The following is a 25,430-nucleotide window of genomic DNA, read 5'->3' as shown; positions in this document are numbered from 1 at the left end:
TGGGAGCCGCCCGGCTGGTTCGCCCGCCGAGGCCGCACGAGAGGCCGGCGTTCAGAGCCGGTCGACGGCCGCGCCGAGGGCGGCGGCGTCGAAGCTCCCGGTCGGCAGCGTCGCGACGAGGCGGTAGCGCTCCTGCCCGGCCGCGTCGAACAGCAGCGTTCCGCTGTGCTGCATGATCAGCGTCTTGTCCAGCCCCGCGGCGCGGTGTGCGGCGACCCCCTCCGACGAGACGACGGCGAGCCCGCCGGCGACCCGGCGCACCTTCTCCGCCTCGGCCGGCCCGCCCGGCACCACGACGGCGGCGGCGACCCCGCGGGCCGCCAGCCCGAGCCCGGCCAGGCTCCTGGCGTGACGCAGGCAGACCGGGCAGTTCGCCGCTCGAATGAAGTACAGGACCAGTCCCTTGCCGTCGCCGCGCAGCCCGTCGATGTCGATTCCCATGACCCGCTCCCTCCATGCGTAACTGAGTTACCAACATTAGATACGTAACTGGGTTTCCTGGTCAAGGATTGGCTAGGGTTTGGCCATGACCGCTGAGCCGGACCTGGGCGTGCTGCTCGCCGCCGCCTGCGAGCGCCTCGTGCGCGAGATCCTGGGCGAGCTGGCGGGCGTCGGCTACGGCCACCTGACCCCGTCGCAGTCCCTCGCGGCCCTCTTCATCGGCGACGGCCTGGACACGGTCACGCAGCTGGCCGAGCGGCTGGGCATGACGACGCAGGCGATCAGCAAGATCTGCGCGACCCTGGCTGTGGAGGGCCTGCTCGAGCGCCAGCCGAACGAGGTCGACGCGCGCAGCCGCCGCCTGGCGCTCACGCCGGCGGGCACGGAGGCGGTCGCGCGGATGCGGGCGGCCGGCGCCGCCGCGGAACGCTCCTGGGTCGAGCTCGTGGGCGACGAGACGCTCTCGGTGGTCAAGGACGCCCTGGCCGCGTTCGCCTACGCGCCCCGGTCCGCCTCCGCCAGCCCGGTGCGGATCCGGTTCTCCTGACCCGCGGTGCTCAGGCTTCCTGCGGAGCCGGCACGTTCCGGTAGAGGTTGACGATGTTCCCGTCCGGGTCGCGCAGCCACACCGACCGCCGCCCCCACGCCTGGCTGGTCGGCGGCTTCACGATCGTGTACCGCTCCCGCAGCCGCTCGTGGCAGGCGTCGACGTCGTCGACCTCGAACTCGAGCGTGAAGTTCCCGCTGCCCGCGCCCTCCAGGCATCCGGGCACCATCTGCTCCATGCTGCCGGCCGCGAAGAACGACAGCACCGCCCCGGTCACCGTTACCGTGGCGAACACCTCGCTGCCGCTCACCTCGCTGTCCAGCACCTCCGCGTAGAACGCGGCCAGGCCCGGCACGTCGCGGGTGATCAGGCAGGTGCCGTTGAATCGCGATGGCATGGGAGGCATGTTAACGACTCCGTTTCACAGGTAGCCCATCGTGGCGAGGATGCTCCGGGTCTCCTCGTGGTCGCGGAGGTACACCTCGTCCTGGACCTCGCCCGGGCGCGGCGCGCTCGCCGGCAGCGGCTGCGACTCGTGGTGGCCGTCGAGTACCGCCTGGACGGGCCGGCCGAGGACGTCGCCGGGCCGGCGCAGGCCCAGCACGTGCAGCAGCGTCGGGGCCAGGTCGTGCAGGGCGACCGGGCCGGCCAGCCGCGACGGGGGGAGCGCGGGATGACGCAGTGACCACATGCCGGTGTACCGGTGCATGCCGGTCTGGTGGCTGGGGCTCCACACGGCGCGGGCCGGCCGGGGATCGGCGAGCACCGTCTCCACCGCGGGCACGAGGAGCAGGTCGGGCGCCCCGGCGCAGTACGGACCGGGGTACGCCTCCTCGCGGCTGAGCACCGCGGACAAGGCGGGGCGCCCGGAGTGCGGGTCGATCATCTCCGTGAACAGCTGCGTGATTTCGCGGGTCAGCGACCGTACGTCGGCCGGCCGCACCGGGCCCAGCCGTTGCCGCCCCGCGAGGTTCAGGTTCACGCCGTTGCAGCCGGGCGTGGGCATGTACGCCGTGGTGCGGGCGAAGTCCACCGTGCGGCCGGTCTCCGGGTCGGTGAACCAGCTCGCCGGTCCACTGTGGCCGGTGCCCAGGCTCAGCAGGCCGGCCTCCGCGAGCGCGGTGTTGACGTTGAGATGCGTGTAGCCCGGGCCGGAGCCGTGGTCGCTGACGAGCATCACGGCGGTCTCCTCGCCGACCAGGTCGAGGAGCTCACCGACGAGCTCGTCGACGGCGGCGTACACGCGGGTGATCGCGTCGCGGCCGGCTGGGTCGGCGGGGTCGTGCCGGGGGTGGGTCGGGTCGGCGCGGTGCCAGTAGTGGTGGCTCACCCGGTCCACCTCGGTGATGACGGCCATGACGATGTCGGCCGGGCGCGTGGTGAGCAGGTGGGCGATGGAGCGCCGGCGTGCCGCGACGTTGCCGACCGCGCGGTCGGCGTAGTCGGCCTGGCCCTGGTACATCGTCAGCAGGTCGCTGGTGAACGGCACGCCGGCGGCGGACAGCTCGCCGATCAGGCCGGGCGGCCGGCTGTACCGGAGCGTGGGCACGAGCGGCCAGGTGACCTGGTAGCCGGGCAGATCCAGGGCCGGGTGCGACATCGGCACGTTGATCAGGCCGCTCGTGTACCCCTGGTCGGCCAGCCAGTGCCAGACGGTGGCGGCGCCGAGCTGCGCGCTGGTGGTGATCCGGTCGCCGTACTCGGGGTGCTGGGTGTCGAAGAACTGGAAGACGCCGTGCCCGCCCGGCTGCTCCGCGGTGACGAAGGTCGACCAGCCCGGTGCGGTGTGCGCGGGCCAGGTCGTGGTGGTGGGCCCGTGGACGCTCGCGCCCAGCAGGGTCGCCAGGTTGGGCAGGCGACCCGCGGCGACGAGCGGTTCGATCGCGTCGAGGCCGCCGCCGTCGATGCCGATGATGAGCGCCGTGGGCGGGATGACCCGGTTCCCGGGCATGGTGAGGCCCCCCTCTGAAGCCGTCGTCGAACTCCAGTGTTCACGAGGAAAGGGGGGCCGGTCCTGAGTGCAAGCGCTCGCGAGCGGAAGATGTCACGCCCTTGACGGGCAAGCATGAGCAACTTAAGGTCGGACCGGCCTATCGAAGCGATTCGATTGTATTCGACGCCTTCGAGGACGCCACCGGAGTTGGCAGACATCACGACCGTCATGCGGCCCGCGGCAGCGCCAGTGCCCACATGCCGCCGGCCGCGACGAAGCCTGTCCACCGGAACGGGGAGCGCATGATGGATCTCGAATTCTGCTCTTGTCAGGGTGGCCAAGGGCGGCTGCTCGAAGCGATCGGCGTGGACGCCTCGACCGAGACCGTGTACCGCGCAATGTTCACGCACGCCGACTGGACCGCGCGTGAGATCGCCGCGCATCTGTCCAGCACGGAGGCTGAGGTCGAGGCGGCCCTGGCCGAGCTGGCCGACCTGTCGCTGCTGACCCGCTCGGAGACGAGCCCGACGCCGTTCAGGCTGGTGGACCCGGCCCTCGGCCTGGCCACTCTGGTCTCCCGGGCGGAGGCGGACATCCAGGCCCAGCGGCAGTACATCGAGTCGGTGCGGCTGGCCATGGTGGCGCTGTCGACCGAGGTGGCCGAGCGGGCCAGCCGGGAGGGCTTCGTGCGGCTGATGGGCCTGGATGCGGTACGCCGGCACATGGAGCGGCTGGCCACCCAGATCCGGCACGAGTGCCTGTCGATGAATCCGGTCTCCGCGCAGTCGCCCGACGCGAAGGCGGCGAGCCGGCCGCTCAACGAGATGCTCTTCGCACGGGGCGCCCAGGTGCGCTGCATCTATCAGGAAAGTTTCACCAACTACCCGAATCTGGTGAAGTACGCCGACTGGATGACGTCCATGGGCGGCGAGGTGCGCACGGTGCCGATCGTGCCGTCGATCATGGTGGTGTACGACCGTCAGGGCGTGATCGTCCCCATCGACCCGGCCGACGCCGGCGCGGGGGCGATCGAGGTCACGGCGCCCGGACTGGTGAACCTCGCCATCACGCTGTTCGAGCAGCTGTGGCACGCCGCGCTGCCGTTCGGGCAGAGCGTGGCGCGGGACGACGAGGGCCTGAGCCCGACCGAGCGGCACCTGCTCGAGCTGCTGTGCGCGGGCCATACCGACGAGATGGTCGCGCGCCGGCTCGGCGTGTCACTGAGCACGGTGCGCCGGCAGATGGCCGGCCTGATGGCGCGACTGTCGGCGCGCAGCCGGTTCCAGGCGGGAGTACGGGCCGCGGAACGGGGCTGGCTGCGGTCGATGGGAGCGGGCAGCGCCGCGGCGCGGGCGTCGGCGGCCAGCACGTAGCCGGTCGCACGCTCATCGGCGTACTCCGATGAGCGCGCTCAGCCGGGCGAGCAGGTCGTCGCAGGAGGCCGCGGCCAGGTCCGGCTCGCAGGCCAGCAGCTCCTCGGCCGAGCCCTGGCCCCACAGCGCCGCCGCCGTACGGGTGCCGGCGGCGCGCCCGGACCGCAGGTCGAGCGGCGAGTCGCCGACCATTATCGCCTCCGCCGGGGCCGCGCCCAGCCGGTGCAGGGCGAGCTCCACGATGTCCGGCGCCGGCTTGCCCGCGGGCACCTCGTCGGAGCCGCACACCGCGTCGAGGCGGTCGCGCAGCCCCACCACGGCCAGCACCTGCTCCGCCCGCTCCCGGGACTTCCCGGTGGCGACGGCGAGGGCCAGGCCGGCGTCGGCGAGCTCGTCGAGCAGGCGGTGGGCGCCCGGGGCGGCCGGGGTCAGGTGCACCAGCGCGTTGCTGTGCCGGACGAAAGCGGGGTACATGCGCGCGGGCAGGGCCATGATCGCCAGGATGTCGGGCATGTGGCGGCCGAGCTGCTTCAGATACTCCTCGAACGGTGCGGGACCGTCGCCCACCACCTCCGCATAGGCCGACTGGAAGGCCGCGCGCATCAGCTCGATGCTGTCGATGAGCACGCCGTCCAGGTCGAACACGACTGCGGTCACGGGCTTGCCGGACAAGGGCCCATCCTCCTTCGCGCCGTCTGGCGCGAGTCGACCACCCGCCGTATCCGCTGTCCAGGACCTCACATTGGCAGGTGCCGGTCATGAGCACATGCGCTCACCGCATTGCATTGCCCCGGTGCGGTCCCTCGCGAAGTATTCGTATCCAGGCGCGGTGACGAGGGGGCGCACGTGATCAACTCGCTGGTCGGCAACGACCTGGTCGTCAACGAGGACTCGTGCAACCTCAGTTGCACGTACTGCCTGACCGGGCAGAGCAACCTCAAAGAGTCCCATGTGGACCAGCTGATATTCCAGCCACCGACCAAGGACCGCTACGCGCCGGGCACCCCGCTCGGCACCCGGCTGCCGCTCATCGACAAGCGGATCGACGACGCCTTCCGGGTACCGCTGCTGAAGGTCACCGGCGGCGAGATCTTCCTGGTCGCCGGCATCATGGAGTTCCTGCGGGAGCAGTCGCACCACCACGAGGTGCTGGTGGTGCAGACGAACGGGGTGCTGGTCAAGGACGAGTACCTGGCCGAGTTCGAGTCGTGGGGCAACGTGGTGCTCCAGGTCTCCCTGGACAGCCACCGGTACCACGGCAACTCGTACCGCGTCGGCAGCGAGTCGCTGCACGACAAGGTCCTCCGGCGGGTCGAGGCGATCCTGGACAGCGCGCTGCCGGTCGAGATCTACACGGTGCTCAACGACCGCAGCGTGGAGGACCTGGAGCCGTTCGCCGAGTGGCTGGCCGGCCGGGCCAACCCCTGCGTGTTCTTCCCGTTCCCCGTCCGCGGCCCGGGCGCGCAGGAGTTCATGGTGCGCGCCGACCAACTGGGCCACGTGGAGCGCTTCGTGCAGCGGTACGACGAGTTCGCCCCGGTGCTGCCGCCGCGGCCGTACTTCGACCGGCTCCTCAGCTTCTTCCACAACGGGCGCCGCACCTTCCGCTGCCACCTTCCCCGGCTCGTGGTCTCGACCTTCAGCGACGGCATGGTGACGCCGTGCCCCAACATCTGGTTCTCCGACATGGGCAACCTGCTGGACGACGACTATCCGAGCGCGCTGGCGAAGGTCGGCCACAGCCCCATGTACGACGCGCTGCTCGCGCCCCGGCCGCGGCTGAAGGCCTGCCACGGCTGCTTCACGCCGTGGGACACGCTGTCCATGTACTTCGAGGACGAGATCACCCTCGACGAGCTGTGTGCCGCGCCGACCTACGCACCCGCGGGAATCCGGGCACTCATCGAGGAGCGTAAGCACGAGTACGACGCGAGCCGGCGCTGAACGTGGATGTGCGGCCGGGCGAGGTGGTCGCGCTCGTCGCGGAGAACGGGCCCGGCTGGCTCGACGGGTACCGTGCGCTGCTCGCCGCCGGCGCCGTGCCGCTGCTGCTCGACCCGTCCAGCCCGGCGGCGGAGCGGGAGCGGTGGCTCGCGCTGGCCGGCGCGACCCGCACACTGGCCGAGTCCCCGGACGGTGAGCTGCGGCTGCTCGGCACCCCGTCGGAGCCGCGGAACGAGCCCGGCGGGGTCCTGCTGTGCACCTCGGGCAGCACCGGATCGCCCAAGCTGGTCCGGCGCGGCGTCGGTTCGCTGGACGCCGAGGGGCGCCGGTACGTCACCTGGGCGCCGCTCACGCCCGACGACCGGGTCGCGCTGCCGCTGCCGATGTGGCACGCCTTCGCCCTCGGCTGGGTGCACGCGGCCGCCGAGGCGGGCTGCGCACTGCACGCCGGGCCGCCCGGGGCCCCCGGCCGGACGCTGGAGCTGGTCAACGACGGCTGCACGGTGCTCGCGCTGGTGCCCTCGACGGTGTCGCCGCTCGCCGCCCGCGCGGCCCGGGGCCTGCGCGCCGGGCACTCCCTGCGCCTCGCCGTGGTCGGGGCCGGGCCCGTCTCGGCCGACCTCGAGCGGCGGTTCCGGGACGCGTTCGGGGTGGGACTGTCGCGCAACTACGGGTCGACCGAGACCGGTGCGCTGTTCGCCGGCCGCCCGGGCTGCCCCGACGCCGGCATCGGCGTGCCGATGGACGGTGTCGAGGCGCGCATCGTGGACGCGGACGGCGCGCCGATGCCCGACGGCGAGGCCGGCACGCTCCAGGTCCGGGTCGACGCCGGGGAGTGGTACGACACCGGTGACGTGGCGCTCTTCGAGCCCGGCGGCGGGCGCATCGTGGGCCGGCGCACCCGGGCGCTGCGCCGCGGGGACCGGTGGGTCGCGCCCGAGGAGGTTGAGGCGGTCGCGGGCGCCCATCCGGAGGTGGTGGACGCGCGCTGCCGTACGACCCCCGGGGCGGCCGGGTCCACCCTCCTCGAGATGGACGTGGTGAGCGTGCGCACGGCGGCGACGGATCTCCCGGCGCTGCGGGACCACCTGCGCACCCGGCTCGCCCCGCACAAGGTGCCGGACCGGATCCGTGTGGTGCCGGCCGTGCCCCGCGGGGGCTCCGGCAAGGTGCTGCCGGAACCGGTGTACCGGCTGGGCGACGAGGCGGCGCTTGTCGCCGAGGCGCTGGCCTACAAGCGCAGCGAGCTCGTGTTCGCCTTGCTGAGGCTCGGCGTCCTGGACCTGCTGACCCGCGGCCCGTCCGCGGCCGCCGCGATCGCCGCCGCATTGGGCCTCGACCGCCAGGTGTGCGACGTGCTGCTCGAGACTGCCGCCGAGCTGGGCATCGTGCGACCGGACCGGCCGGACGCGAACGGCGGGCCGCACGTGGCGTCGGCCCCGATCCTGCGCCTGGAGGACCTCCTGTCGCGCTCGTTCGTGACCCGGGAACGCCTCGTCGACATGGCCCTGGGTAAGGCCGGCGACACCGGCCCCGAGGAGATCTCCGCGGTCTACCAGGCGGCGATGAACTCGCCCGCCGCCGAACGGCGCACCCGGCTGGGGCTGGCGCTGGCCGGTTACCGGCCGTCGCAACGGCTGCTGGAGGTGGCCTGCGGTCCCGGCCGGTACGCGCGGGCGGCCGGTACCGCGGGAAGGCTGCTGCGGGTCGGCCCGCTCAGCCCGCCCCCGGACGGCGGCGATCCGGAGGAGCCGGAACCGGACGAGCGGTTCGACGTCGTGGTGGTGAGCAACGCGGTGCACCTGTCCGATGCGGGCAGCGACCTGGCCGGCCTCGCGGCCCGCCTGACGCCCGGCGGCCGGCTGCTGTTCGACGACGTGTTCCTCGCCGTCGACGGCGGAATTCCCGGCGTGGTACGGCTGGACTGGCTCACCCACGGCGGCCTGTACTGGCCGACGGTGGCGGCGCTCGAGCGGGGCCTGGCCCGGGTCGGGCTCTCGGTGCGGCGGGCCGTCCCCACCGGTACACCTGCAGTGACGTTGCTTCTGGCCACGGCCGGCGAAATGACTCCGGAGGTCCCGTCGTGAGCAAGGACGAGCTCGCCGGGCGCGTGGCCCTGGTGACCGGGGCGGGCGGCCACCTGGGCCGCGCGATCTGCCGCGCGCTCGCGGAGTGCGGCGCGACAGTGGTGGGCGCGGGCCGCGGGTCCTCGCCGAGCCTCGCCCGGCTCGCGGACGAGGGTGTCGTCGCGCATGTCGTGACCGCGGACCTGACCGACCCGGCCGCGAGGTCGGCGCTCCTTCCGCAGGTGCGGGGCCTGGCCGGGCCGCCGCAGATCCTGGTGTGCGCGCACGGCGCGACCCTGCGCCGGCCCCTGCTCGGGCCGGCCGGTGACGGTGCGGACCTGTGGCCGCTGAACGTGGAGGCCGGCCTCGCGCTGGCCGGGGTCGCCGCCAAGGGCATGCTGCGCGCCCGGTACGGCCGGATCGTGCTGCTCGGCTCGCGCGCCGGCGTGGTCGGCCTGCCGGGGCAGGCCGACTACGCGGCGACGAAGGCCGCGCTGTCCGGTTGGGCGGCGAGCGCGGCCTGGGAGCTGGGGCCGTTCGGCATCACGGTGAACGTGGTGGCGCCCGGCGCGGTCGAGCCGGACCCGGAGAACGGCGGGGGCGCGTACAGCGCGGCGGAGGACGAGACGGCGGCCGCGCGTACCGCCGTCCGGCGCCTCGGCCGGGCCGCGGAGGTGGCCGCCGCCGTCGCGTTCCTCGCCGGTCCCGGCGCCGCCTTCATCACCGGGCAGACGATCGCGGTCGACGGCGGCGCCCGGTGGTGACCTGGCACCCTCGGCTCACACCGGCGCATTCGCCGGCGCGGACCGCCAATGCGGCCACCGGGACGTGCCGTCGGGCCGCAGCCGGGCGTGCCGGGCCAGCGTGCGGGCGAACGCCAGCGGGCCGCCGAACATCGCCGCCACCTGGGACCGGTACGCCAGACCCCCGCCCAGCCACGGCGTGAAGTCCACCGTCGCGTCGACCCGGACCAGCTCGCGCGGCGGCGCGACGCGGTACGGGAACTCCGCGTACAGGCACAGGCGGCCCGGGCCGACCACGGCGTCGGCGGCCAGCCGGACGAGCACGTGGTCCACGTGGGCGCCGTGGCCGATGGGCGCGTAGACGTGGTCCGCGCCGGCCACGATCGGCCGCAGCGCGGCGATCAGCACCTCGGCCAGCCACGCGTCGGCCGGGTGCGGGCGGCGGCGCAGCGCCAGCGGCGAGCGGTACAGCGGCGCACCGTCCGCGCGGCGACCCACGGCGTCCGCGAGACCGAGCCCGGACCGGGCCACCGGCCAGCCGTCGAACGCGGCCGAGTCCTCGGCCCGGCGGGCGGGGTCGCCGTCGAAGACGTTCACCACGGTCGTCGCGTCGCCGCACCGGGCCCACTCCGCGATGGCGCCGCCGCAGGACCACATGGCGTCGTCCGGGTGCGGGCTGAGCACGATCCGATGCACGCCTCCCACTGTCCCGTCTTCGCCCGGCGACGGATCCGTGCTCCGGCCGAGCGGTTCGGGTCGTGAGCGGAACCGGTCAGGACCGGCGCATTGTGCCGGACCGGCCCGATTCCTAGTCTCCGGACAGGGGACCCGGACAAGTGACAGGCGTGGCACCGACCGTGAGGATCCAGATGAACGAGACCGAACAACGCCTTCGGCGCACCATCATCACCGCGCTCAACCTCGACTGCGATCCCGACACGATCCCCAACGAGGGCCTTCGCAACACGCTCGGCATCGACTCGGTGGCCGCCGTCGAGCTGCTCATCCAGGTGGAGCAGGAGTTCGACATCCAGATCGACGACGGCGACCTCAACCTGGAGCTCGTGGACTCCATCGACACCCTGACGTCCTATGTGGACGCTCGGGTCGGCGCCGTGCACGAGGGCGCCTAGCATGCTTCGGGAGCTCGAGGACGAGGCCGTCCACCACATCCGGGAGACCGTGGAGCGCTTCGAGCGGCCGGCCCTGCTCTGGTCGATGGGCAAGGACTCGACGACCCTGCTGTGGCTGGTCCGCAAGGCGTTCTTCGGTGAGGTACCGCTGCCGGTCCTGCACATCGACACGTCGTACAAGTTTCCGGCGATGTACGAGTTCCGCGAGCGCATCGCCGAGCAGTGGGGGCTCGACCTGCGGGTCCATCGCAACGAGGCGGCGCTGGCCGGCGGCATGGGGCCCGAGCGGGGTCGCCTCGAGTGCTGTACCGCGCTGAAGACCGACGCGCTCAAGCAGGCGATCGCGGTGCACGGCCACGACGCCGTCCTGCTCGGCATCCGGGGCGACGAGCACGGGGTCCGGGCCAAGGAGCGCGTGTTCAGCCCGCGCGACGCGTCGTTCGCCTGGGACTACCGCAACCAGCCGGCCGAGTTCTGGGGCCAGCACCAGGTGGCCGTCGCTCCCGAGGGTCACGTGCGCGTACACCCGCTGCTGCGCTGGCGCGAGATCGACGTCTGGGAGTACGTGGCGGCCGAGGGCATCCCGCTGCCGGACCTGTACTTCTCCGACGGCGGCCGCCGCTACCGCTCGATCGGCTGCGCCTGCTGCTGCGCGCCGATGCCGAGCGAGGCCGGCACCGTACCGCAGATCCTCGTCGAGATCCGCGGCTCGAAGCAGGGCGAGCGCGAGGGCCGTGCCCAGGACAAGGAGGACGCGGCGGCGATGCAGAAGCTGCGCGCCCTCGGATACATGTGAGGTTCGATGTCAGCCCCCAGCTCCGCCCGCACGCTGCGCATCGCCTTCGTCGGCGAGGTCGACCACGGCAAGTCGACGCTGGTCGGCCGCCTGCTGCTCGACACCCGAGGCGCGATGGGCCGCCTGGCCGTCCCGGTCCGGGAAGGCGGCCTGGCGTTCCTGCTCGACGCGCTCGCCGAGGAGCGCGCCGAGCTGTTCACCCTCGACACCGCCGAGGCGGTGGTCACGGTCGGCGACCAGGTGGTCGTGTTCATCGACGTGCCCGGCCACTTCGCGCTGCTGCGCAACATGGTCACCGGCTCCTCCCGCGCCGACCTCGGCGTGGTCGTCGTCGACGCGGTGACCGGGGCGGCCGAACAGACCCGCCGGCACCTGCGCATCCTCGAGCTGCTCGGGGTCACGGCGGCGGTCTGCGCGGTGACCAAGATGGACCTGGCCGGGTACCGGGAGGAGGCGTTCGCCGCGGTGGCCGCGCAGGTCGGCCGGATCGCCGCCGAGGTGGGCATCGACCTCGTCGCCGGCGTGCCGGTCAGCGCACTCGAGGGCGCCCTGGTGACGCAGGCGCCGGCGCCGCAGATGCCGTGGTACCGGGGGCCGTCCCTGCTCGACACCGTCGGTCAGGTCGGCGCGCGGCGGCAGGACTCGGCCTGTGTGCGCTTCGCCGTCCAGTCGCGCCTCGGCGCCCGGGTCCTCGGCCACGTGGCCAGTGGGGTGCTGCGCCCCGGGGTGGAGCTCGTCGCCGTGGGTGGTGGGCCGCCGGTACGGGTGGAGGCCATCGAGCGGTACGGCGAGCCGCCCCTGGACCGCGCCGGTCCTGGCGACAGCGTCGGCCTGCGGGTGAGCGGTGGGCCGCCGGCCGCGGGCGCCATCCTCGCCCCGCCCGCCGATCCGCCGATGTTCGGGGACCTGTGGTCGGTGCGCCTGCTCAACATCGGCGACCGGCCGCTGCGGGCCGGCGATCCGTGCACGATCCGCTACGCCAGCGCCCGCGCGTCCGGCGTGCTCGACGCGACCCATCCCCCGGACGGCATCGGCTTCGCCGAGATCGCCGGTGGCCGCATCCGGCTGGACGCCCCCGCGGCGGCCGACCCGGCCCGCCACTGCCCGGCGACCGGCCGGTTCATGCTCTGCGACGTGCAGGGCGTCGCGGTCGGTCTGGGCCTCGTCGACGGGGTCGCGCAGGCGGCGCCGGCCGGCCGGGGCAACGGGGTGCCGGTATGACCGGGCGCCCGGGCGACATGCTGGTGGTCGGGCTGGACGGCGTGCCCTTCTGGCTGCTGCGCGACCTGGCCGAGGCCGGGGTCATGCCGGCGACCGCGGCCGTGCTGCCCCAGGGTGGGCTCCGGCCGCTGCGCGCGCCGATCCCGGACATCAGCTCCACGTCCTGGGCCGGCTTCCTCACCGGGGCCGACCCGGGCCGGCACGGCATCTACGGGTTCGTCGAGCTCGTGCCCGGCGGTTACGCCACCTACTTCCCGAACCTGCGCGACCTCAAGGCGCCGCCGCTGTGGCAGCCGGTGGCCTCCGACGGTGGGCGCAGCCTCGTGGTGAACGTGCCCGGCACGTATCCCGCCCCGAGCCTGACCGGCACGCTCGTGTCGGGCTTCGTCGCCCCCGACTTCGACCGGGCGATCGCGCCGCCGGAGCATCGGGGACCGCTGCGCGATCTCGGCTACCAGCTGGACGTCGAGGTCGGTGACGTGCGGGCCGACGTGCCCGCGTTCCTGGACCGCGTGGACGAGGCCCTGGCCGGCCGCCGCCGCGGCCTGCGGCACCTGCTGGACCGCGAGCCCGAGGCGCGGCTGGCGATATGCGTCTTCACCGAGACCGACCGCATCCACCACTTCCTCTGGCGGGATCTGATGGACCCCGGTTCGCCGTACCGTGACCGGATCCTCGGCTTCTACGGCCGCCTCGACGCGGCCATCGCCGAACTGGCCGGCGCGGCCGGCGACGGCGGCCTGATGCTGGTCAGCGACCACGGCTTCGGCCCGGTGCACACCCAGTTCCACGTGAACGCCTGGCTGCGCGAGGCGGGGTACCTCGCCCTGCCCAGCACGGCCACGGCGCTGACCGAGATCGATGAGCGCACCACGGCCTTCGCCCTCGACCCGGGGCGGATCTTCCTCAACCACCGGGACCGCTTCCCCCGCGGGCGCGACCTGCCCGCCGAGGAGACGCTCGCCCGGATCAGCGCCGGGCTGCTCGCGCTGCGCCGCGCCGCGGACGGCACCATCACCGCGGCCGGCCCGGGCGAGCCGGTCGTCGCGCGGGTGCTGCGCGGGGCCGAGCTCTACCGGGGTCCGTGCGCCGCGGCGGCCTGCGACCTGTATGTCGAGGCCGCCCCCGGCGTACAGGTCCGCGGGGCCTGGACCACCGATGCGCTCGCCGTGGACGGACCGCTCACCGGCACGCACACCCGGGAAGACGCGCTGCTCTGGTCGCGCGGCGACTTCGGCACCTCCGCGGCGGACATGCGAGACGTCGCCCCGGCGATTCTCGCCGCGCTGGGCATCCAACCGCCCCGGACTATGGAGGGAATCGCACCCGCATGGCAATCAGCCTGACACCGGTGGGGCGCACGCCGCCGCCCGGCGAGTTCGCCATCGTCCGGGACGAGCGGATCGCCGATCCCGCGGCGACCCGGATCGCGTTCGTCATCCTCCTCGACGGCGACCTGGTGATGTCGCCCGAGCACCTCGGCGTGGCCTACATGGCGGCGGTGCTGCGCGAGGCCGGGTTCACCGTGGCGATCCACGAGGTGGAGCACGGACAGCACGGGCAGGCGGTGGCCGAACTGAGCCGCCGGCCGCCGGACCTGGTGTGTTTCACGCTGATGAGCCTCAACGTGCCCAGCTGCGTGGAGTTCTGCCGGCGGCTGCGCGCGGTCTGCCCCGACGTGCGCATCGCCTGCGGCGGGCCGGCCGGCACCTTCACCGGCACCGAGGTGCTGCGGGTCAACCCCTTCGCCGACGTGGTCGCGACCGGTGAAGGCGAACCGATCATCCTCGACCTGGCGCAGCGGATCGCGCTGGGCGAGCCGCTGGACACGGTCGCCGGCGTGGCCTACCGGGCGGCGGACGGCCGGCTGCGGCAGAACCCGCCGCGGCCGCTCATCCACAACCTCGACGCGCTGCCGTACCCGGCCCGCGACCAGCTCGTCGCGCACGGGAACAAGCTCGAGTACGTGCGGCTGAGCACCAGCCGCGGCTGCGTCGCCCGGTGCACCTTCTGCTCCGCGCCCAATCTGGGGAACCGGGTGCAGCCGGGCAAGGCGTGGCGCGGCCGGACCGCCGAGTCCGTGGTCGACGAGGTGGAGCACCTGGTCCGGACGCACCGGTTCCGCACGCTCGACTTCGTCGACTCGACCTTCGAGGACCCGGACGGCGGGCGGGTCGGCAAGCAACGCGTCCGGCAGATCGCCCAGGGCATCCTCGACCGGGGCCTGGACATCTACTACAACGTCTGCATGCGGGCCGAGAACTGGGCCGACACCGCGGAGGACAACGACCTGCTCGACCTGCTGGTGCGCAGCGGCCTGGAGAAGGTGAACGTCGGCATCGAGTCCGGCGTACCAGCGGAGCTGGAGCTGTGGGAGAAGCGGGCGACCGTCGAGGACAACATCAGGATCATCCGGCTCCTGCGGGAGCACGGCATCTACCTCGCCATGGGCTTCATCCCGTTCCACCCGTACGCGACGGCCGAGACTCTGGTGCAGAACGCCGAGTTCCTGCGCGCGCACTCCGGGCACAACCTGCGCCGGCTCACCGAGCGGCTGGAGATCTACCCCGGGACCGGCATCGTGGCCCGGCTCACCGAGGACGGGCTGATCGGCGACCGGTACGCCGAGACGCTCGACCCGTACGACTACCGGTACGCCGACGAGCGGGTCCAGCGCCTGGCCCTGCACTTCGCCTCGCTGTACAACAATGAGGGCTACCACGAGCACGGCGTCATCACCGAGCAGTCCGCGGTCTTCGAGTTCGAGACCTTCAACGTCGTGGTGCAGACCTTCGTGTCCCGGATCTACCGGCGCTTCCACGACCTGCCCGGGGCCCGGGAGACGCTGGCTGGCTTCACCTCGTTCCTGCACGAGCGGCGGCAGGCGATGGGCCAGGCGAACTACGAGTTCTTCATGGAGAACCTCGACGACGTGCTGGCCGACCGGATCGACGAGGCCAAGCGCGGCCGCCAGGTGGCCGAGGTCGAGGCGCGCTTCCGGGCCGCCATCGACTCGATCCGCACGGCGCAGCTGCGGGTCGGCATGGCGCTGCACCGGATCGGGGCGGACATCTCCGCGATCAGCTCGAGCCTGCCGCGGCCCTCGGCGGGCGGTGCGCCGCGAACGTACAACGGCGGCGCGCCGACATGGTAGGCGGGGCCGACGTGGCCGCCTGCACGCTGACCGACCACGCGCTCGCGGCCGCGCTCGGCGGCGTTCCCCGGCTGGCGGTCGCGGCGCCCCTGGCCACCGCGAACCTCGGCATCGAGCAGCTCGTGCTCGCCATGGTGTCCGCCCCGGGCCTGGGTCACCTGGTGGTGTGCGGCCGCGACTCGCCGGTTTTCCGGCAGGGGCAGAGCCTGCTCGCCCTGGCCGCCAACGGCTGCCGCGGGGACGGCACCATCGTCGGCGCCACCGGCTACCGGGCCCGGGTCGCCAACCTGCGGCCCCGGGTGGTCGCCGAGTTCCGCCGTCGCGTCGCGGTGCACGACCTGGTCGGCGTCCGGGACCGCGAGGTGCTCGCCGCGGCCGTGGCCGACCTGCCCCGCCACGCCGAAGAACCGGCCCTCGACCTCGCGGCCGAGCTCGCGGCCAGCGTCGCGCGGCTGCACCGCGTCCCGGCCGGCGGCGCCCGGCCCCCGAACACCGACGACGACGGGTACTTCGTCGTCTCGATCGACCCCGCCGCGCGCCGCATCGTGGTGCGCCACTACGACACCGACCTGCGCGGCGGGCGCGAGATGAGCGGCCGGAGCGCGCAGGCGCTGGTGCTCGGCCTGGTGCGCGCGGGCCTGCTCACCGACCCGGCCCACGCGGGCTACCTCGGCGCCGAGCTGGCCAAGGCGGAGCTGGCCCTGCGGTTCGATTTCCAGTACCGCCAGGACCACCCGCTGACCCGTCCGACAGGTTGCTCTCAGAGCGTTTCCGCGCAGCGCACACCTCCTGACACCGCCGGGACCGGACGCGATGCTGAGGACGTGATGGAACAGCGGCAACGGGCGGCCCCCGGCGGCCTCGAATGGGGCTGAGCCCCGATCCGGGTGCGGGCGCCGAGTCCGTGAGCGTCGTGATCCCGACCCGCGACAAGGTGGACCGGCTGCGCCTGACCCTCGGCGGCCTGGCGACCCAGTCGTACCAGCGGTTCGACATCGTGGTCGTCGACGACGGATCGATCGACGGGACGGGCGCCATGCTCGCCGCCCACCGGCCCGCCGGCCCGCCGCTGCACGTGGTGCACCGCGGTGGCGTCGGGCGCGCCGGGGCCCGCAACGCCGGTGCCGCCGCGGCCGGCGGCGACCTGCTGCTGTTCCTCGACGATGACATCCTGACCCCGCCGGATTTCGTCGCGGCGCACGTCCGGGCGCACCGCGACACCACCGCGGCCGTGGCCCTCGGTCCGCGGCGCGACGGCGAACGTGTCGTGCACGGTCCGCTGCGGGAGCTGCCCGGTTCGGCCCGCCTGGTCGCCGACGCTCCGGACGACCCGTACGCGGCGGCCATGTCCCGGCGCTACGGGCGCACCGTGGTCAACAGCCTGGAGCGGCTCATCCGGGACATGGCCGAGGGCCTGCTCCCGGCCCCCGTGCCGTGGGCGGCGTGCGTGGGCGCCAACGTCTCGCTGCCGCGGGCGACCTGGCGGCGGCTCGGCGGCTTCGACGAGGGCTACGGCCAGGTGTGGGGCTGCGAGGACCTCGAGTTCGGCTACCGCCTGCACGCCGCGGGCGCGGCCTTCCGGTACGCGGCCGAGGCGGACGGCGTACATCTCAGCCACGCCCGGCCGGCGCGGTGGGACGAGCACGAGGCCAACCTGCGGCGCTTCCACGACCGCCACCCTGACCCGGCCGTCGCCGCCCTGTCCGAACTCCTGTCCCCGGCCGGGGATCCCGCGCGCTACCTGCGGGCGGTTTCGACCGGCCCGTCATCAGACCCGTCAGACGGAGGAGAGTGGCGATGACGCTCGCCATCGATGGTGGTACACCGACGCGCAGCACCCCGTTCCCTGCCTGGCCCCAGTACGACGACACCGAGCGCGAGGGCCTGATCCGGGCCCTGGAGCAGGGGCAGTGGTGGCGCGTGGCCGGCAACGAGGTCACCACGTTCGAGCGGGAGTTCGCGGCCTTCCACGGCGCACCCGCGGCGATCGCGCTCACCAACGGCACGCACGCGCTCGAGCTGGCGCTCGAGATGATCGGCCTGCGCCCCGGCGACGAGGTGATCGTGCCGGCGTTCACCTTCATCTCCACGTCGATCGCGGTGCAGCGACTGGGCGGCGTGGCCGTCCCCGTGGACGTGGACCGGGAGACCTACTGCCTCGACCCGGCGCTGCTGGAGTCCGTGCGCAGCGATCGCACCCGGGCGGTCATACCGGTCCACCTCGCCGGCAACGTCGCCGACATGGACGCCATCCTGGCGTGGGCGCGGCCGCACGGCATCGAGGTCATCCAGGACGCGGCGCACGCACACGGTGCGCGGTGGCGCGGCCGGCCGCTGGGCGAGCTCGGTACCACGGCGTGCTTCAGCTTCCAGAACGGCAAGCTGATGACGGCGGGCGAGGGCGGCGCGCTCCTGCTGGCCGACGCGGACGCGTACCCGGAGGCGTTCGCCCGGCACAGCTGCGGGCGGCCGATCGGCGACCTGGCGTACCGGCACCAGAGCGTCTCCAGCAACTTCCGCATGACGGAGTTCAGCGGCGCGGTGCTGCGGGCCCAGCTCGCCCGCCTCCCGGAGCAGAACGAGCGCCGCGAGCGCAGCTGGCAGGTCCTGGAGGGCCTCCTCTCGGCGCTGGACGGCGTCACGCCGCAGGGGCGTGACCCCCGCTGCGACCTCGACCCGCACTACATGGCCATGTTCACCGTCGATCCGGCCGTCTGGGCCGGGGTGAACCGCGACCGCGTGGTGGAGGCCCTGGTCGCAGAGGGCATCCCGGCCTTCCTCAACTACCCGCCGGTGTACCGCACCGAGGCGTTCTGGGCCGCCCCGACCCCTCAGCCCGGGCACCCGGACGAGTACGCCGAGCGCTGCCCCGTCTCGGAGAACCTCGGCCGCCACGGCATCTGGCTGCACCATCGCGTGCTGCTCGGCACCCCCGCGGACCTCGAGGACGTGGCCGCCGCGCTGCACAAGGTGCTGTCCGCGCTCGGCGCCCGGTCCTCGGTGGGAGTCGCATGAGGATCGCCGTGATCGGGCTCGGCTGGGTGGCCACCGCCGTCTGGCTGCCCCGGCTGCTGGCGCGGGCCGACTGCACCGTCGTCGCCGGGGTGGAGCCCGACCCGGAGGCCGCCGCCCGCGCCGCCCGGCTGCTCGGGAGCGTTCCCGTGTACGGCGGCCACGAGGACCTGCCGGCCGACGGGATCGACGCCGCGCTCGTCCTGACCCCGAACGGCACCCACGCCCGGATCGCCGCCTGGTGCCTGCGCCACGGCCTCGCCGTGCTGCTGGAGAAGCCGGCCTGCACGGATCTCGCCGAGCTCGATGTGCTCGCCGAGGCGGCCCGCGCGGGCGCCGGCACGCTCATGCTCTCCGCCGCGGCCCGGCACCGGCGCGATGTGACGGCCCTGCGGTCGCTCGTGGCCGCGGGCGAGCTCGGCGAGCCGCGGGTGGCCGACCTGAGCTGGATACGTGCGCGCGGCATCCCGCGCGGGAGCTGGTTCCGGCACGCCGGGTCCGCCGGCGGCGGGGTGCTGTTCGACCTGGGCTGGCACCTCATCGACGTGGTACTCGACCTGTGGGGCTCCGGCGCGGTGCGCGACGCCGCCGCGTTCGCCAGCACGGACTTCCTGCACGATCCCGGCCGGCTGGCCGCGTGGCACGCCGACGCCGCCGGCCCCGCGGACGTCCCGGGCGACGTCGAGGACCGGATCACGGGCCTGGTGACCACCGAGCGCTACGCGCTGGCGCTCGCGTTCGCCTGGTCGTCGCACGAAGCGGTCGACCGTACCGTCATCGAGCTGCACGGTACCGAGGCCACCGCCGAGCTGCGCACCACGTTCGGGTTCAGCCCGAACCGGCTGCCCGGCTCCTCGCTGCGCCTGAAGCGGGGCGGCACGGTCACCGAGATCGACGTCGGGCGGCACGCGACCGGCGAGGAGTACGACCGGCAGCTCGACGAGTTCCTCCGGCCGCGCACCGCGGCGGAGACGCAGCGGTCGCTCGCGCGGGCCGGCGACGTGCTCGCCGTCATCGACGCCTGCTACCGCGCGGCAGACCTGCGCCCGGCCACGGCAATCCGATAGGGAAAGGGTGGACTCGCCATGACGGCGGTGTTGGGGTTGGGCGGTTCCGGCCACGACTGGTCGTCCTGCTGCCTGAACGACGGCTTCCTCGTCGCAATCGACGAGGAGCGCCTTACGCGGCGCAAGTACGGTGTCGGCTCCGACCTGCTCGCCGGCGTCAGCCGCCGCACGGTGCTGGCCGCGGCCGGGGTCGAGCCGGCCGCGCTCGACCACGTCGTGGCCTGCGACCTCGTGCCGCGCTCGTTCGCCCACGCGTTCCGCGGCCGGGTACAGCGGATCAACCACCACCTGGCCCACGCGTACAGCACGTTCGCCGCGTCCGGCTTCCCGGAGGCCGCGGTCCTGGTGTGCGACAACGCGGGCAGCCTGCTGGCCGGCGAGCGGGCCGGCGCCGGCGACCGGATCGCCGAGACGCTCAGCTTCTTCGCCGGCGACCGGGACGGCCTGCGGCTGCTCGACCGCGTCGGCGGCCGGCACTACCTGGACGGGCGGACCGAGTCCGACTTCTTCCGGCCGGGCCTGACCGACAACTCGCTCGGCCAGTTCTACCGCAGCGCGAGCCTCGCCATCGGGCTGTCCTATCAGGAGAGTGCGGACAGCTGGCCGATCAGCGAGGACGGCAAGACGATGGGGCTGGCGCCGTACGGCGACGAGCGGTTCGTCGACGACGTGGCGGAGCTGGTCTCCCTCACCGCGGACGGCGGCTTCACCATCGAGGCGGAGAAGGCCGAGCAGTGCTTCGCGCGGCTGGTCGAGGGCGGCGACTTCGAGGCCAAGGCGGCCGTCGCGCGCGCCGCGCAGGCGACGCTGGAGCTCGCCCTCCTGCACGCCGCCCGCGCGCTGCACCGCCGTACCGGAATGACCCGCCTGTGCATCGCCGGCGGTGTCGGTCTGAACAGCGTCGCCAACGGCCGGCTGCTGCGGGAGACACCGTTCGAGGAGGTGTTCGTCGTCCCGGCCGCCGGTGACAACGGCATCTCGCTCGGCTGCGCGTACTACGCCGCGCACCAGCTCGCCGGGGTGCCCATGGCCGAGCTGCCGGCCCTGGCCGACGCGTACCTGGGGCCCGGCTACCCCGCGGACCGGGTCGCCGCGGCCGCCGTCGCGTCCGGGATGGAGGAGGAGCCCTGCGACGACCTGCCGGACCGGGTCGCCGAGCTGCTCGCCGGCGGCGCGCTCGTCGGATGGTACGACGGACGCTCGGAGTTCGGCCCGCGCGCGCTCGGGCACCGCTCGATCCTGACCGCACCGTTCCCGGCCGACATCCGGGACCGGCTGAACCGGCTGGTGAAGTTCCGCGAGTGGTTCCGGCCGTTCGCGCCCGTGACCCCCGCCGAGCGCGCCGCCGAGTACTTCGACATCACCCAGGCGTCGCCGTACATGCTGCTCGTCGCCGGCGTGCGCCGGCCGGAGGAGGTCCCCGGCGTGACCCACGTGGACGGCACGGCCCGCCTGCAGACCCTCGAACGGGCCGTAAACCCGCGGCTGCACGCGGTGCTGGAGGCCTTCGCCGCCCGCACCGGAGTCCCGGTGCTGCTCAACACCTCGTTCAACGTCGCCGGGCAGCCGATCATCGAGACGCCGGAGGAGGCCGTCGAGGCGTTCGCCGGGATGCGGCTGGACTACCTGGTGCTGGGGAACCGCCTGCTGCGCCACCCCTGATCCCGTACGAGAGAGGACCCGCGTGATGGTCGCGATCGACTGGTACGCCTGGCACCGGCTGTACAACGACCCCACGTCCAAGCGTGCGCAGCGGCTGGCGCAGATGCAGGAGGTCGTCCTCCAGGCGTTGCAGGGCCTGCCGGACGGCCCGATCGACCTGCTGAGCCTGTGCGCCGGCCAGGGTCGCGAGATCGTCGGCGCCCTGCAGCGCCGGCCCCGGCCCGGCGACGTGAACGTCCGCATGATCGAGCTCGACCCGCGCAACGCCGAGATCGCCGACCGACTGGTGCGCGAGGCCGGGGCCGGGCGCGTGGAGACCGTCGTGGACGACGCGGGACTGCGGCGCCTCTACGCCGGCGCGATCCCCGTGGACCTACTGCTGCTGTGCGGTGTCTTCGGCAACCTCGTGCTCTCCGACATCGAACGCTGCGCCGCGTTCGCCGCGTCCGCCGTGCGCCCGGACGGCCTGGTGGTGTGGACCCGGCACCGCGGCGCGCCGGACTGCGTTCCGGCGATCCGTTCCTGGTTCACCGCGAACGGCTTCGTGGAGGAGTACGTCAACCCGGAGACCGATCCGGTGGCCGTGGTGCTGAACCGGTACGCGGGGCCGCCGCGGCCGCTGGCACCGCAGGAGCGGATCTTCACGTTCGTGACGGGTGTGGTACCCCCGGAAACGCCACCGAAGCTCGCGAGCACCCCGTGACGGTCCTGCGCGCGAGCCTCCGCGACCGCCTCGACCTGCTGTCCGGGTTCTTCCGCAGCGGGCGGGGCTGGTTCGCCGGGCTCGCCGGATGCCTGGTGCTGCAGAGCGCGGTGCCCACCGGGATCGCGTTGACCTGGGGCCAGCTCGTGGCCCACGCGGCCACCGCCGCGGCGTGGGTCTGGCTCGCGCTGTTCGGCGCCGCCTACCTGGTCGGGCACGCGGTGGAGGCCGCGATCGGCGCGCTCACCTACCGGGCCAAGGCGCGTATCGACGGCCGGTTCCGGCATCGCCTCGCCACGCTGCTGGCCGGCGGGATGGACCTGGCCACGCTGGAGCAGCCGGGCACGCAGGATCTCGTCCGGCTCGCGTCCACGGACCCGCGCAGCTGGACCGAGAAGACCGTCGGCGACGGCATGGTCGCCCAGCTCGCCCTGATCGGGCAGTACCTGTCCACCGCGATGCTCTGCGCGGTGCTGGCGGGGTACGCGTGGTGGGCCCCGCTCGTGGTGCTCGCCGCCGCCGTCGCGTGCCGGCTGTTGCGCATCCACCGGCTGCTCGCCGCGCTGCGGCTGTGGTCGGGCGGGATCACCGACGGCCGGCGCGCCGAGTACTGGAAGAAGGCTGTCACCTCGGCGTCGGAGGGCAAGGAGGTGCGCATCTTCGGGTACACCGACTTCGTCGTCGGTACCATCCGGCGCAGCGTCTTCGCGATGTTCGCGCCGGTCTGGCGCAACCTGCACAAGGGCTTCTTCGGCCAGTCGCTCATCTTCTTCCTCGCCGCCGTCCCGATGGCCGCCCTCTACCTGGCCGCCGCCGCCGACGTGATCCACGGGCGGATCGCGGCCGGGCTGCAGGTCGCCGTGATGGCCTCGGTGTTCGGCATCTACACGAGCCTCGGCACGGTCGTCGACTCGGTCGAGATCGCCGGGGCGATGCCCGCGGTGCGGGCGTGGCAGGCGCTGCGCCGGCTGCCGGCCGGCCCGCCCGCCCGGGCGGAGTCCGCGCCGGTCGCCGCCCGCCCGCCGACGATCCGCCTGGTCGGGGTCGGGTTCGGGTATCCGGCGGCGGGCCGGCGCGTGCTCGACGGGCTCGACCTGGAGATCCGCTCCGGGGAGCTGCTGGCCCTGGTCGGCTTGAACGGCGCGGGCAAGTCCACCCTGGTCAAGCTGCTCGCGCGGCTGTACCGGCCGGACGCGGGCCGCATCGAGGCGGACGGCGTGGCGCTGGACGCGCTGGACCCGGAGCGGTGGCGGGGCCTGCTGGCCTTCGCGTTCACCGACTTCGTCCGGTACCACCTGTCGGTCGCGGACAACATCCGGCTCGGCCGCCCGGACGGCCCGCTGGACGAACCGGCACTGCGCCACGCCCTGTCGGTGTCCGGGTTCGACGAGGTGCTGTCCCGGCTGCCCGAGGGCCTGGACACGGTGCTCGGCACCGACCGGACCGGCGGGGTGGAGCTGTCCGGCGGGCAGTGGCAGCAGCTCGCGCTCGCCCGGGCGCTGTACCGGATCAGGCGGGGCGCGCAGATCCTCGTCCTCGACGAGCCCACCGCGAACCTCGACGTGCGGACCGAGCGGGAGTTCTTCACGCGCATCAACGCGGCGGGCGGGAACTTCACCCGGGTCCTGATCTCCCACCGGCTCAGCACGGTCCGGCACGCGGACCGCATCGCCGTGCTCGACTCCGGCCGGATCACCGAGTGCGGCACCCACGCGGAGCTGATGGCCCTGGGCGGCCGGTACTGCACGATGTTCAACACGCAGTCCCGGCGGTACGTGGCGGCCGGAGTCGAGCCGTGAGCCGGGCGGCGGACACGATGGCGGTCGGGGCGCGGCTGCTCGCGCTGTGCTTCCGGACCACGCCGCTGTCCGCCACGGCCGCGATCGTCCTGCGGCTGCTGACCGCGGTCACCTTCGCCGCCGGCGGCTTCGCGCTCGGGCACCTGGTCGACTCGGCCCAGCGCGGGTCCATGCGCGGCGCGGCGTTCGCCGCCGTGGGCGCCGCCGTCGTGCTCGGCGCCGACTACATCCTCACCGGCGTCTGCTACACCCTCCGGCTGTACGTGGTGGAGCGGGTGTCGCTCATCGACCTCGACAGCGAGATCGTGCGCGACATCTGCGGCATCGAGGGCGTGCACCACCTCGAGGATCCGCGGTACCTCGACCGCCTCGAGGTGCTGCGCGGATCCTCCTGGGGCCTGCTGGACTACGCCTGGGGCCTCGTCGAGTCGGTGTTCAACATCCTGCGCCTGGCCGCCGCGCTGCTGCTGCTCAGCAGCATCAGCTTCTGGCTGCTGGCGTTGCCGGCGTTCGCGCTGGTGCCGCTGTGGCTCGAGGCGCGCGGCCAGCGGGTCGTGGTGCGGACGGAGACCAGGACCGCCGAGGCGGCGCGTCTGGAGCGGCACCTGTTCGAACTGCTGGCCGCGCCCGGGTCGAACAAGGAGCTGGCCCTGACCGGGGCCGGCGCGGACCTGGCGGAGCGCGCCACCGGCCTGTGGGCGCAGGTGGCGCGGGAGCGCTCGCGGGCCCAGACCGTGATGCTGCTGGCCCGCGCGGCGGGCTGGCTGGTGTTCACCATCGGGTTCGCCGGCGGGCTGGCGCTGGTGATCTGGCGGGCGCAGCGGCACCACGCCGGCCTCGGCGACATCGTGCTGACGGTGACGGTCGCGACGAACCTGCGGGCCGCGATCCAGGGGGCGGTCAGCCGGATCACCGAGACCGCCGGGCACGGCCGGCTGCTGGAGCCGTACCTGTGGCTGAAGCGGTACGCCGCCGCGCAGTCCACCCGCACGGCCGGCGCCCCGGTGCCAAGGCGGCTGCACCGCGGGATCACGCTGAACCGGCTGCGCTACCGGTACGCCGCGGCCACCGAACCGGCCCTCGACGACGTCTCGCTGGAGATCCCGGCCGGCAGCGTCGTGGCGATCGTCGGCGAGTACGGCTCCGGCAAGAGCACTCTGGTCAAGCTGCTGTGCGGGCTGTACCGCCCCGGGTCCGGCCGCATCGAGGTCGACGGGGTGCCGCTCGACGACATACCGGCCGCGGACTGGTGGGAACGGGTGTCGGTCGGGTTCCAGGACTTCGGCCGGTACCGGACGACGCTGCGCGCGGCGGTCGGCCTCGGCCGTCCACCGTGGATGGACGACGACGAGCGGGTCACCGAGGCGCTCGCCGCGGCCGGCGCCGCGGACCTTCCAGGGCTGCTGCGCGACGGCCTGGACACCCCGCTCGGCGGCGAGCTGGGCGGCGTGGAGCTGTCCGAGGGGCAGTGGCAGAAGACGGCGCTGGCCCGCGCGTGCATGAAGCCCGACCCGCTGCTGTTCGTGCTCGACGAGCCGACGGCGGCCCTCGACGCCGCGAGCGAGGCGGCGGTCTTCGACCACTACATCGCCCGGGCCCGCCGGCTGGGCGCCACCCACGGCACGATCACGGTGATCGTCTCGCACCGGTTCTCGACGGTCGCCGACGCGGACCTGATCGTCGTGATGGAGCGCGGGAAGGTCACAGAGTTCGGCCGCCACGGGGACCTGGTCGCGGCGGGCCGGTTGTACGCCGAGCTCTACGGGATCAGCCGCGACGCGTTCGTGAGCTGACAGATGAGGGGTATCGATGGATGACGCTGGAGGGGCTCGGCGC

The 25,430-nt window shown here is 73.7% G+C and carries 23 protein-coding genes; 18 read left to right on the top strand and 5 right to left on the bottom strand.

What is annotated here, in order from left to right; all coding sequences use genetic code 11:
- Positions 1-51: 51 nt before the first annotated feature.
- The gene (locus AB0B76_RS02265; protein ID WP_360367931.1) at positions 52-441 is read right to left on the bottom strand and encodes a hypothetical protein; all 390 of its coding nucleotides are present in this window, start codon (positions 439-441) and stop codon (positions 52-54) included.
- Between the two features lie 85 nt (positions 442-526).
- Between AB0B76_RS02265 and AB0B76_RS02260 the strand changes: the two genes are divergently transcribed.
- Positions 527-988, top strand: a complete 462-nt coding sequence (locus AB0B76_RS02260; RefSeq protein WP_360367929.1) for a helix-turn-helix domain-containing protein — start codon at positions 527-529, stop codon at positions 986-988.
- 10 nt (positions 989-998) lie between these two features.
- On the opposite strand, the gene AB0B76_RS02255 is transcribed toward AB0B76_RS02260, so the two are convergent.
- Together AB0B76_RS02255 and AB0B76_RS02250 are read right to left on the bottom strand one after the other, a co-directional pair.
- Entirely contained in the window at positions 999-1,385 is a 387-nt protein-coding gene (locus AB0B76_RS02255; protein ID WP_360367926.1) for a VOC family protein, read from the bottom strand.
- Between the two features lie 24 nt (positions 1,386-1,409).
- Positions 1,410-2,939: an alkaline phosphatase family protein gene (locus tag AB0B76_RS02250; protein WP_360367923.1), complete on the bottom strand. Its 1,530-nt coding sequence runs from the start codon at positions 2,937-2,939 to the stop codon at positions 1,410-1,412.
- A 101-nt stretch (positions 2,940-3,040) separates the two neighbouring features.
- On the opposite strand from AB0B76_RS02250, the gene AB0B76_RS02245 reads away from it, so the two are divergent.
- A complete protein-coding gene (locus AB0B76_RS02245; protein ID WP_360367920.1) occupies positions 3,041-4,294 on the top strand; it encodes a helix-turn-helix transcriptional regulator in 1,254 nt (417 codons plus the stop codon).
- A 12-nt stretch (positions 4,295-4,306) separates the two neighbouring features.
- Here the strand turns inward: AB0B76_RS02245 and AB0B76_RS02240 are convergent, their stop codons facing one another.
- Positions 4,307-4,966, bottom strand: coding sequence for an HAD-IA family hydrolase (locus AB0B76_RS02240; RefSeq protein ID WP_360367917.1), 660 nt, complete (start codon positions 4,964-4,966; stop codon positions 4,307-4,309).
- Positions 4,967-5,140: 174 nt separating this feature from the next.
- Here AB0B76_RS02240 and AB0B76_RS02235 point away from each other — a divergent pair, with 174 nt between their 5' ends.
- The 3 genes from AB0B76_RS02235 to AB0B76_RS02225 are packed head-to-tail and all read left to right on the top strand — an operon-like array spanning position 5,141 to position 9,068.
- Positions 5,141-6,238, top strand: a complete 1,098-nt coding sequence (locus tag AB0B76_RS02235) for a radical SAM protein (RefSeq protein ID WP_360367914.1) — start codon at positions 5,141-5,143, stop codon at positions 6,236-6,238.
- A 2-nt stretch (positions 6,239-6,240) separates the two neighbouring features.
- On the top strand, positions 6,241-8,325 hold the full coding sequence (locus AB0B76_RS02230) for an AMP-binding protein (protein WP_360367911.1): 2,085 nt from the start codon (positions 6,241-6,243) through the stop codon (positions 8,323-8,325).
- Positions 8,322-9,068: an SDR family oxidoreductase gene (locus tag AB0B76_RS02225; protein ID WP_360367909.1), complete on the top strand. Its 747-nt coding sequence runs from the start codon at positions 8,322-8,324 to the stop codon at positions 9,066-9,068. The genes AB0B76_RS02230 and AB0B76_RS02225 overlap by 4 nt, the downstream gene beginning before the upstream one ends.
- 15 nt (positions 9,069-9,083) lie before the next feature.
- Here the strand turns inward: AB0B76_RS02225 and AB0B76_RS02220 are convergent, their stop codons facing one another.
- A complete protein-coding gene (locus AB0B76_RS02220) occupies positions 9,084-9,743 on the bottom strand; it encodes a PIG-L family deacetylase (protein WP_360367906.1) in 660 nt (219 codons plus the stop codon).
- A 173-nt stretch (positions 9,744-9,916) separates the two neighbouring features.
- Here AB0B76_RS02220 and AB0B76_RS02215 point away from each other — a divergent pair, with 173 nt between their 5' ends.
- Genes AB0B76_RS02215 through AB0B76_RS02155 form a run of 13 tightly spaced genes read left to right on the top strand, consistent with a single transcriptional unit; the run spans position 9,917 to position 25,387 of the window.
- Positions 9,917-10,180: an acyl carrier protein gene (locus AB0B76_RS02215; RefSeq protein WP_360367903.1), complete on the top strand. Its 264-nt coding sequence runs from the start codon at positions 9,917-9,919 to the stop codon at positions 10,178-10,180.
- A 1-nt stretch (position 10,181) separates the two neighbouring features.
- Positions 10,182-10,976 carry a sulfate adenylyltransferase subunit CysD gene (gene cysD, locus AB0B76_RS02210; protein WP_360367900.1) on the top strand — a complete coding sequence of 265 codons (795 nt, stop codon included), beginning with the start codon at positions 10,182-10,184 and terminating at the stop codon, positions 10,974-10,976.
- Between the two features lie 6 nt (positions 10,977-10,982).
- Positions 10,983-12,197 (top strand): GTP-binding protein, encoded by a 1,215-nt coding sequence (locus AB0B76_RS02205; protein ID WP_360367897.1) that lies wholly within the window; start codon positions 10,983-10,985, stop codon positions 12,195-12,197.
- Positions 12,194-13,543, top strand: coding sequence for an alkaline phosphatase family protein (locus AB0B76_RS02200; protein ID WP_360367894.1), 1,350 nt, complete (start codon positions 12,194-12,196; stop codon positions 13,541-13,543). Before AB0B76_RS02205 ends, AB0B76_RS02200 begins: the two co-directional genes overlap by 4 nt.
- A complete protein-coding gene (locus AB0B76_RS02195) occupies positions 13,528-15,351 on the top strand; it encodes a radical SAM protein (protein ID WP_360367891.1) in 1,824 nt (607 codons plus the stop codon). The genes AB0B76_RS02200 and AB0B76_RS02195 overlap by 16 nt, the downstream gene beginning before the upstream one ends.
- Positions 15,345-16,226 carry a hypothetical protein gene (locus AB0B76_RS02190; RefSeq protein WP_360367888.1) on the top strand — a complete coding sequence of 294 codons (882 nt, stop codon included), beginning with the start codon at positions 15,345-15,347 and terminating at the stop codon, positions 16,224-16,226. Before AB0B76_RS02195 ends, AB0B76_RS02190 begins: the two co-directional genes overlap by 7 nt.
- A 29-nt stretch (positions 16,227-16,255) precedes the next feature.
- Complete coding sequence (locus tag AB0B76_RS02185; protein ID WP_360367885.1) at positions 16,256-17,152, top strand: glycosyltransferase; 897 nt, start codon at positions 16,256-16,258, stop codon at positions 17,150-17,152.
- Positions 17,149-18,366 (top strand): DegT/DnrJ/EryC1/StrS family aminotransferase, encoded by a 1,218-nt coding sequence (locus AB0B76_RS02180; RefSeq protein WP_360367882.1) that lies wholly within the window; start codon positions 17,149-17,151, stop codon positions 18,364-18,366. The genes AB0B76_RS02185 and AB0B76_RS02180 overlap by 4 nt, the downstream gene beginning before the upstream one ends.
- A complete protein-coding gene (locus AB0B76_RS02175) occupies positions 18,363-19,430 on the top strand; it encodes a Gfo/Idh/MocA family oxidoreductase (RefSeq protein WP_360367879.1) in 1,068 nt (355 codons plus the stop codon). Before AB0B76_RS02180 ends, AB0B76_RS02175 begins: the two co-directional genes overlap by 4 nt.
- An 18-nt stretch (positions 19,431-19,448) precedes the next feature.
- Positions 19,449-21,092 carry a carbamoyltransferase C-terminal domain-containing protein gene (locus tag AB0B76_RS02170; protein ID WP_360367876.1) on the top strand — a complete coding sequence of 548 codons (1,644 nt, stop codon included), beginning with the start codon at positions 19,449-19,451 and terminating at the stop codon, positions 21,090-21,092.
- Positions 21,093-21,114: 22 nt separating this feature from the next.
- Complete coding sequence (locus AB0B76_RS02165; protein ID WP_360367873.1) at positions 21,115-21,795, top strand: class I SAM-dependent methyltransferase; 681 nt, start codon at positions 21,115-21,117, stop codon at positions 21,793-21,795.
- Positions 21,792-23,594 carry an ABC transporter ATP-binding protein gene (locus AB0B76_RS02160; protein ID WP_360367870.1) on the top strand — a complete coding sequence of 601 codons (1,803 nt, stop codon included), beginning with the start codon at positions 21,792-21,794 and terminating at the stop codon, positions 23,592-23,594. Before AB0B76_RS02165 ends, AB0B76_RS02160 begins: the two co-directional genes overlap by 4 nt.
- A complete protein-coding gene (locus AB0B76_RS02155; RefSeq protein ID WP_360367867.1) occupies positions 23,591-25,387 on the top strand; it encodes an ABC transporter ATP-binding protein in 1,797 nt (598 codons plus the stop codon). The genes AB0B76_RS02160 and AB0B76_RS02155 overlap by 4 nt, the downstream gene beginning before the upstream one ends.
- Positions 25,388-25,430: the final 43 nt, after the last annotated feature.

This window comes from Dactylosporangium sp. NPDC049140 (assembly GCF_040648435.1).
Note: the sequence above shows the minus strand (reverse complement) of the source record. Positions and strands in the feature narration are given on the sequence as shown.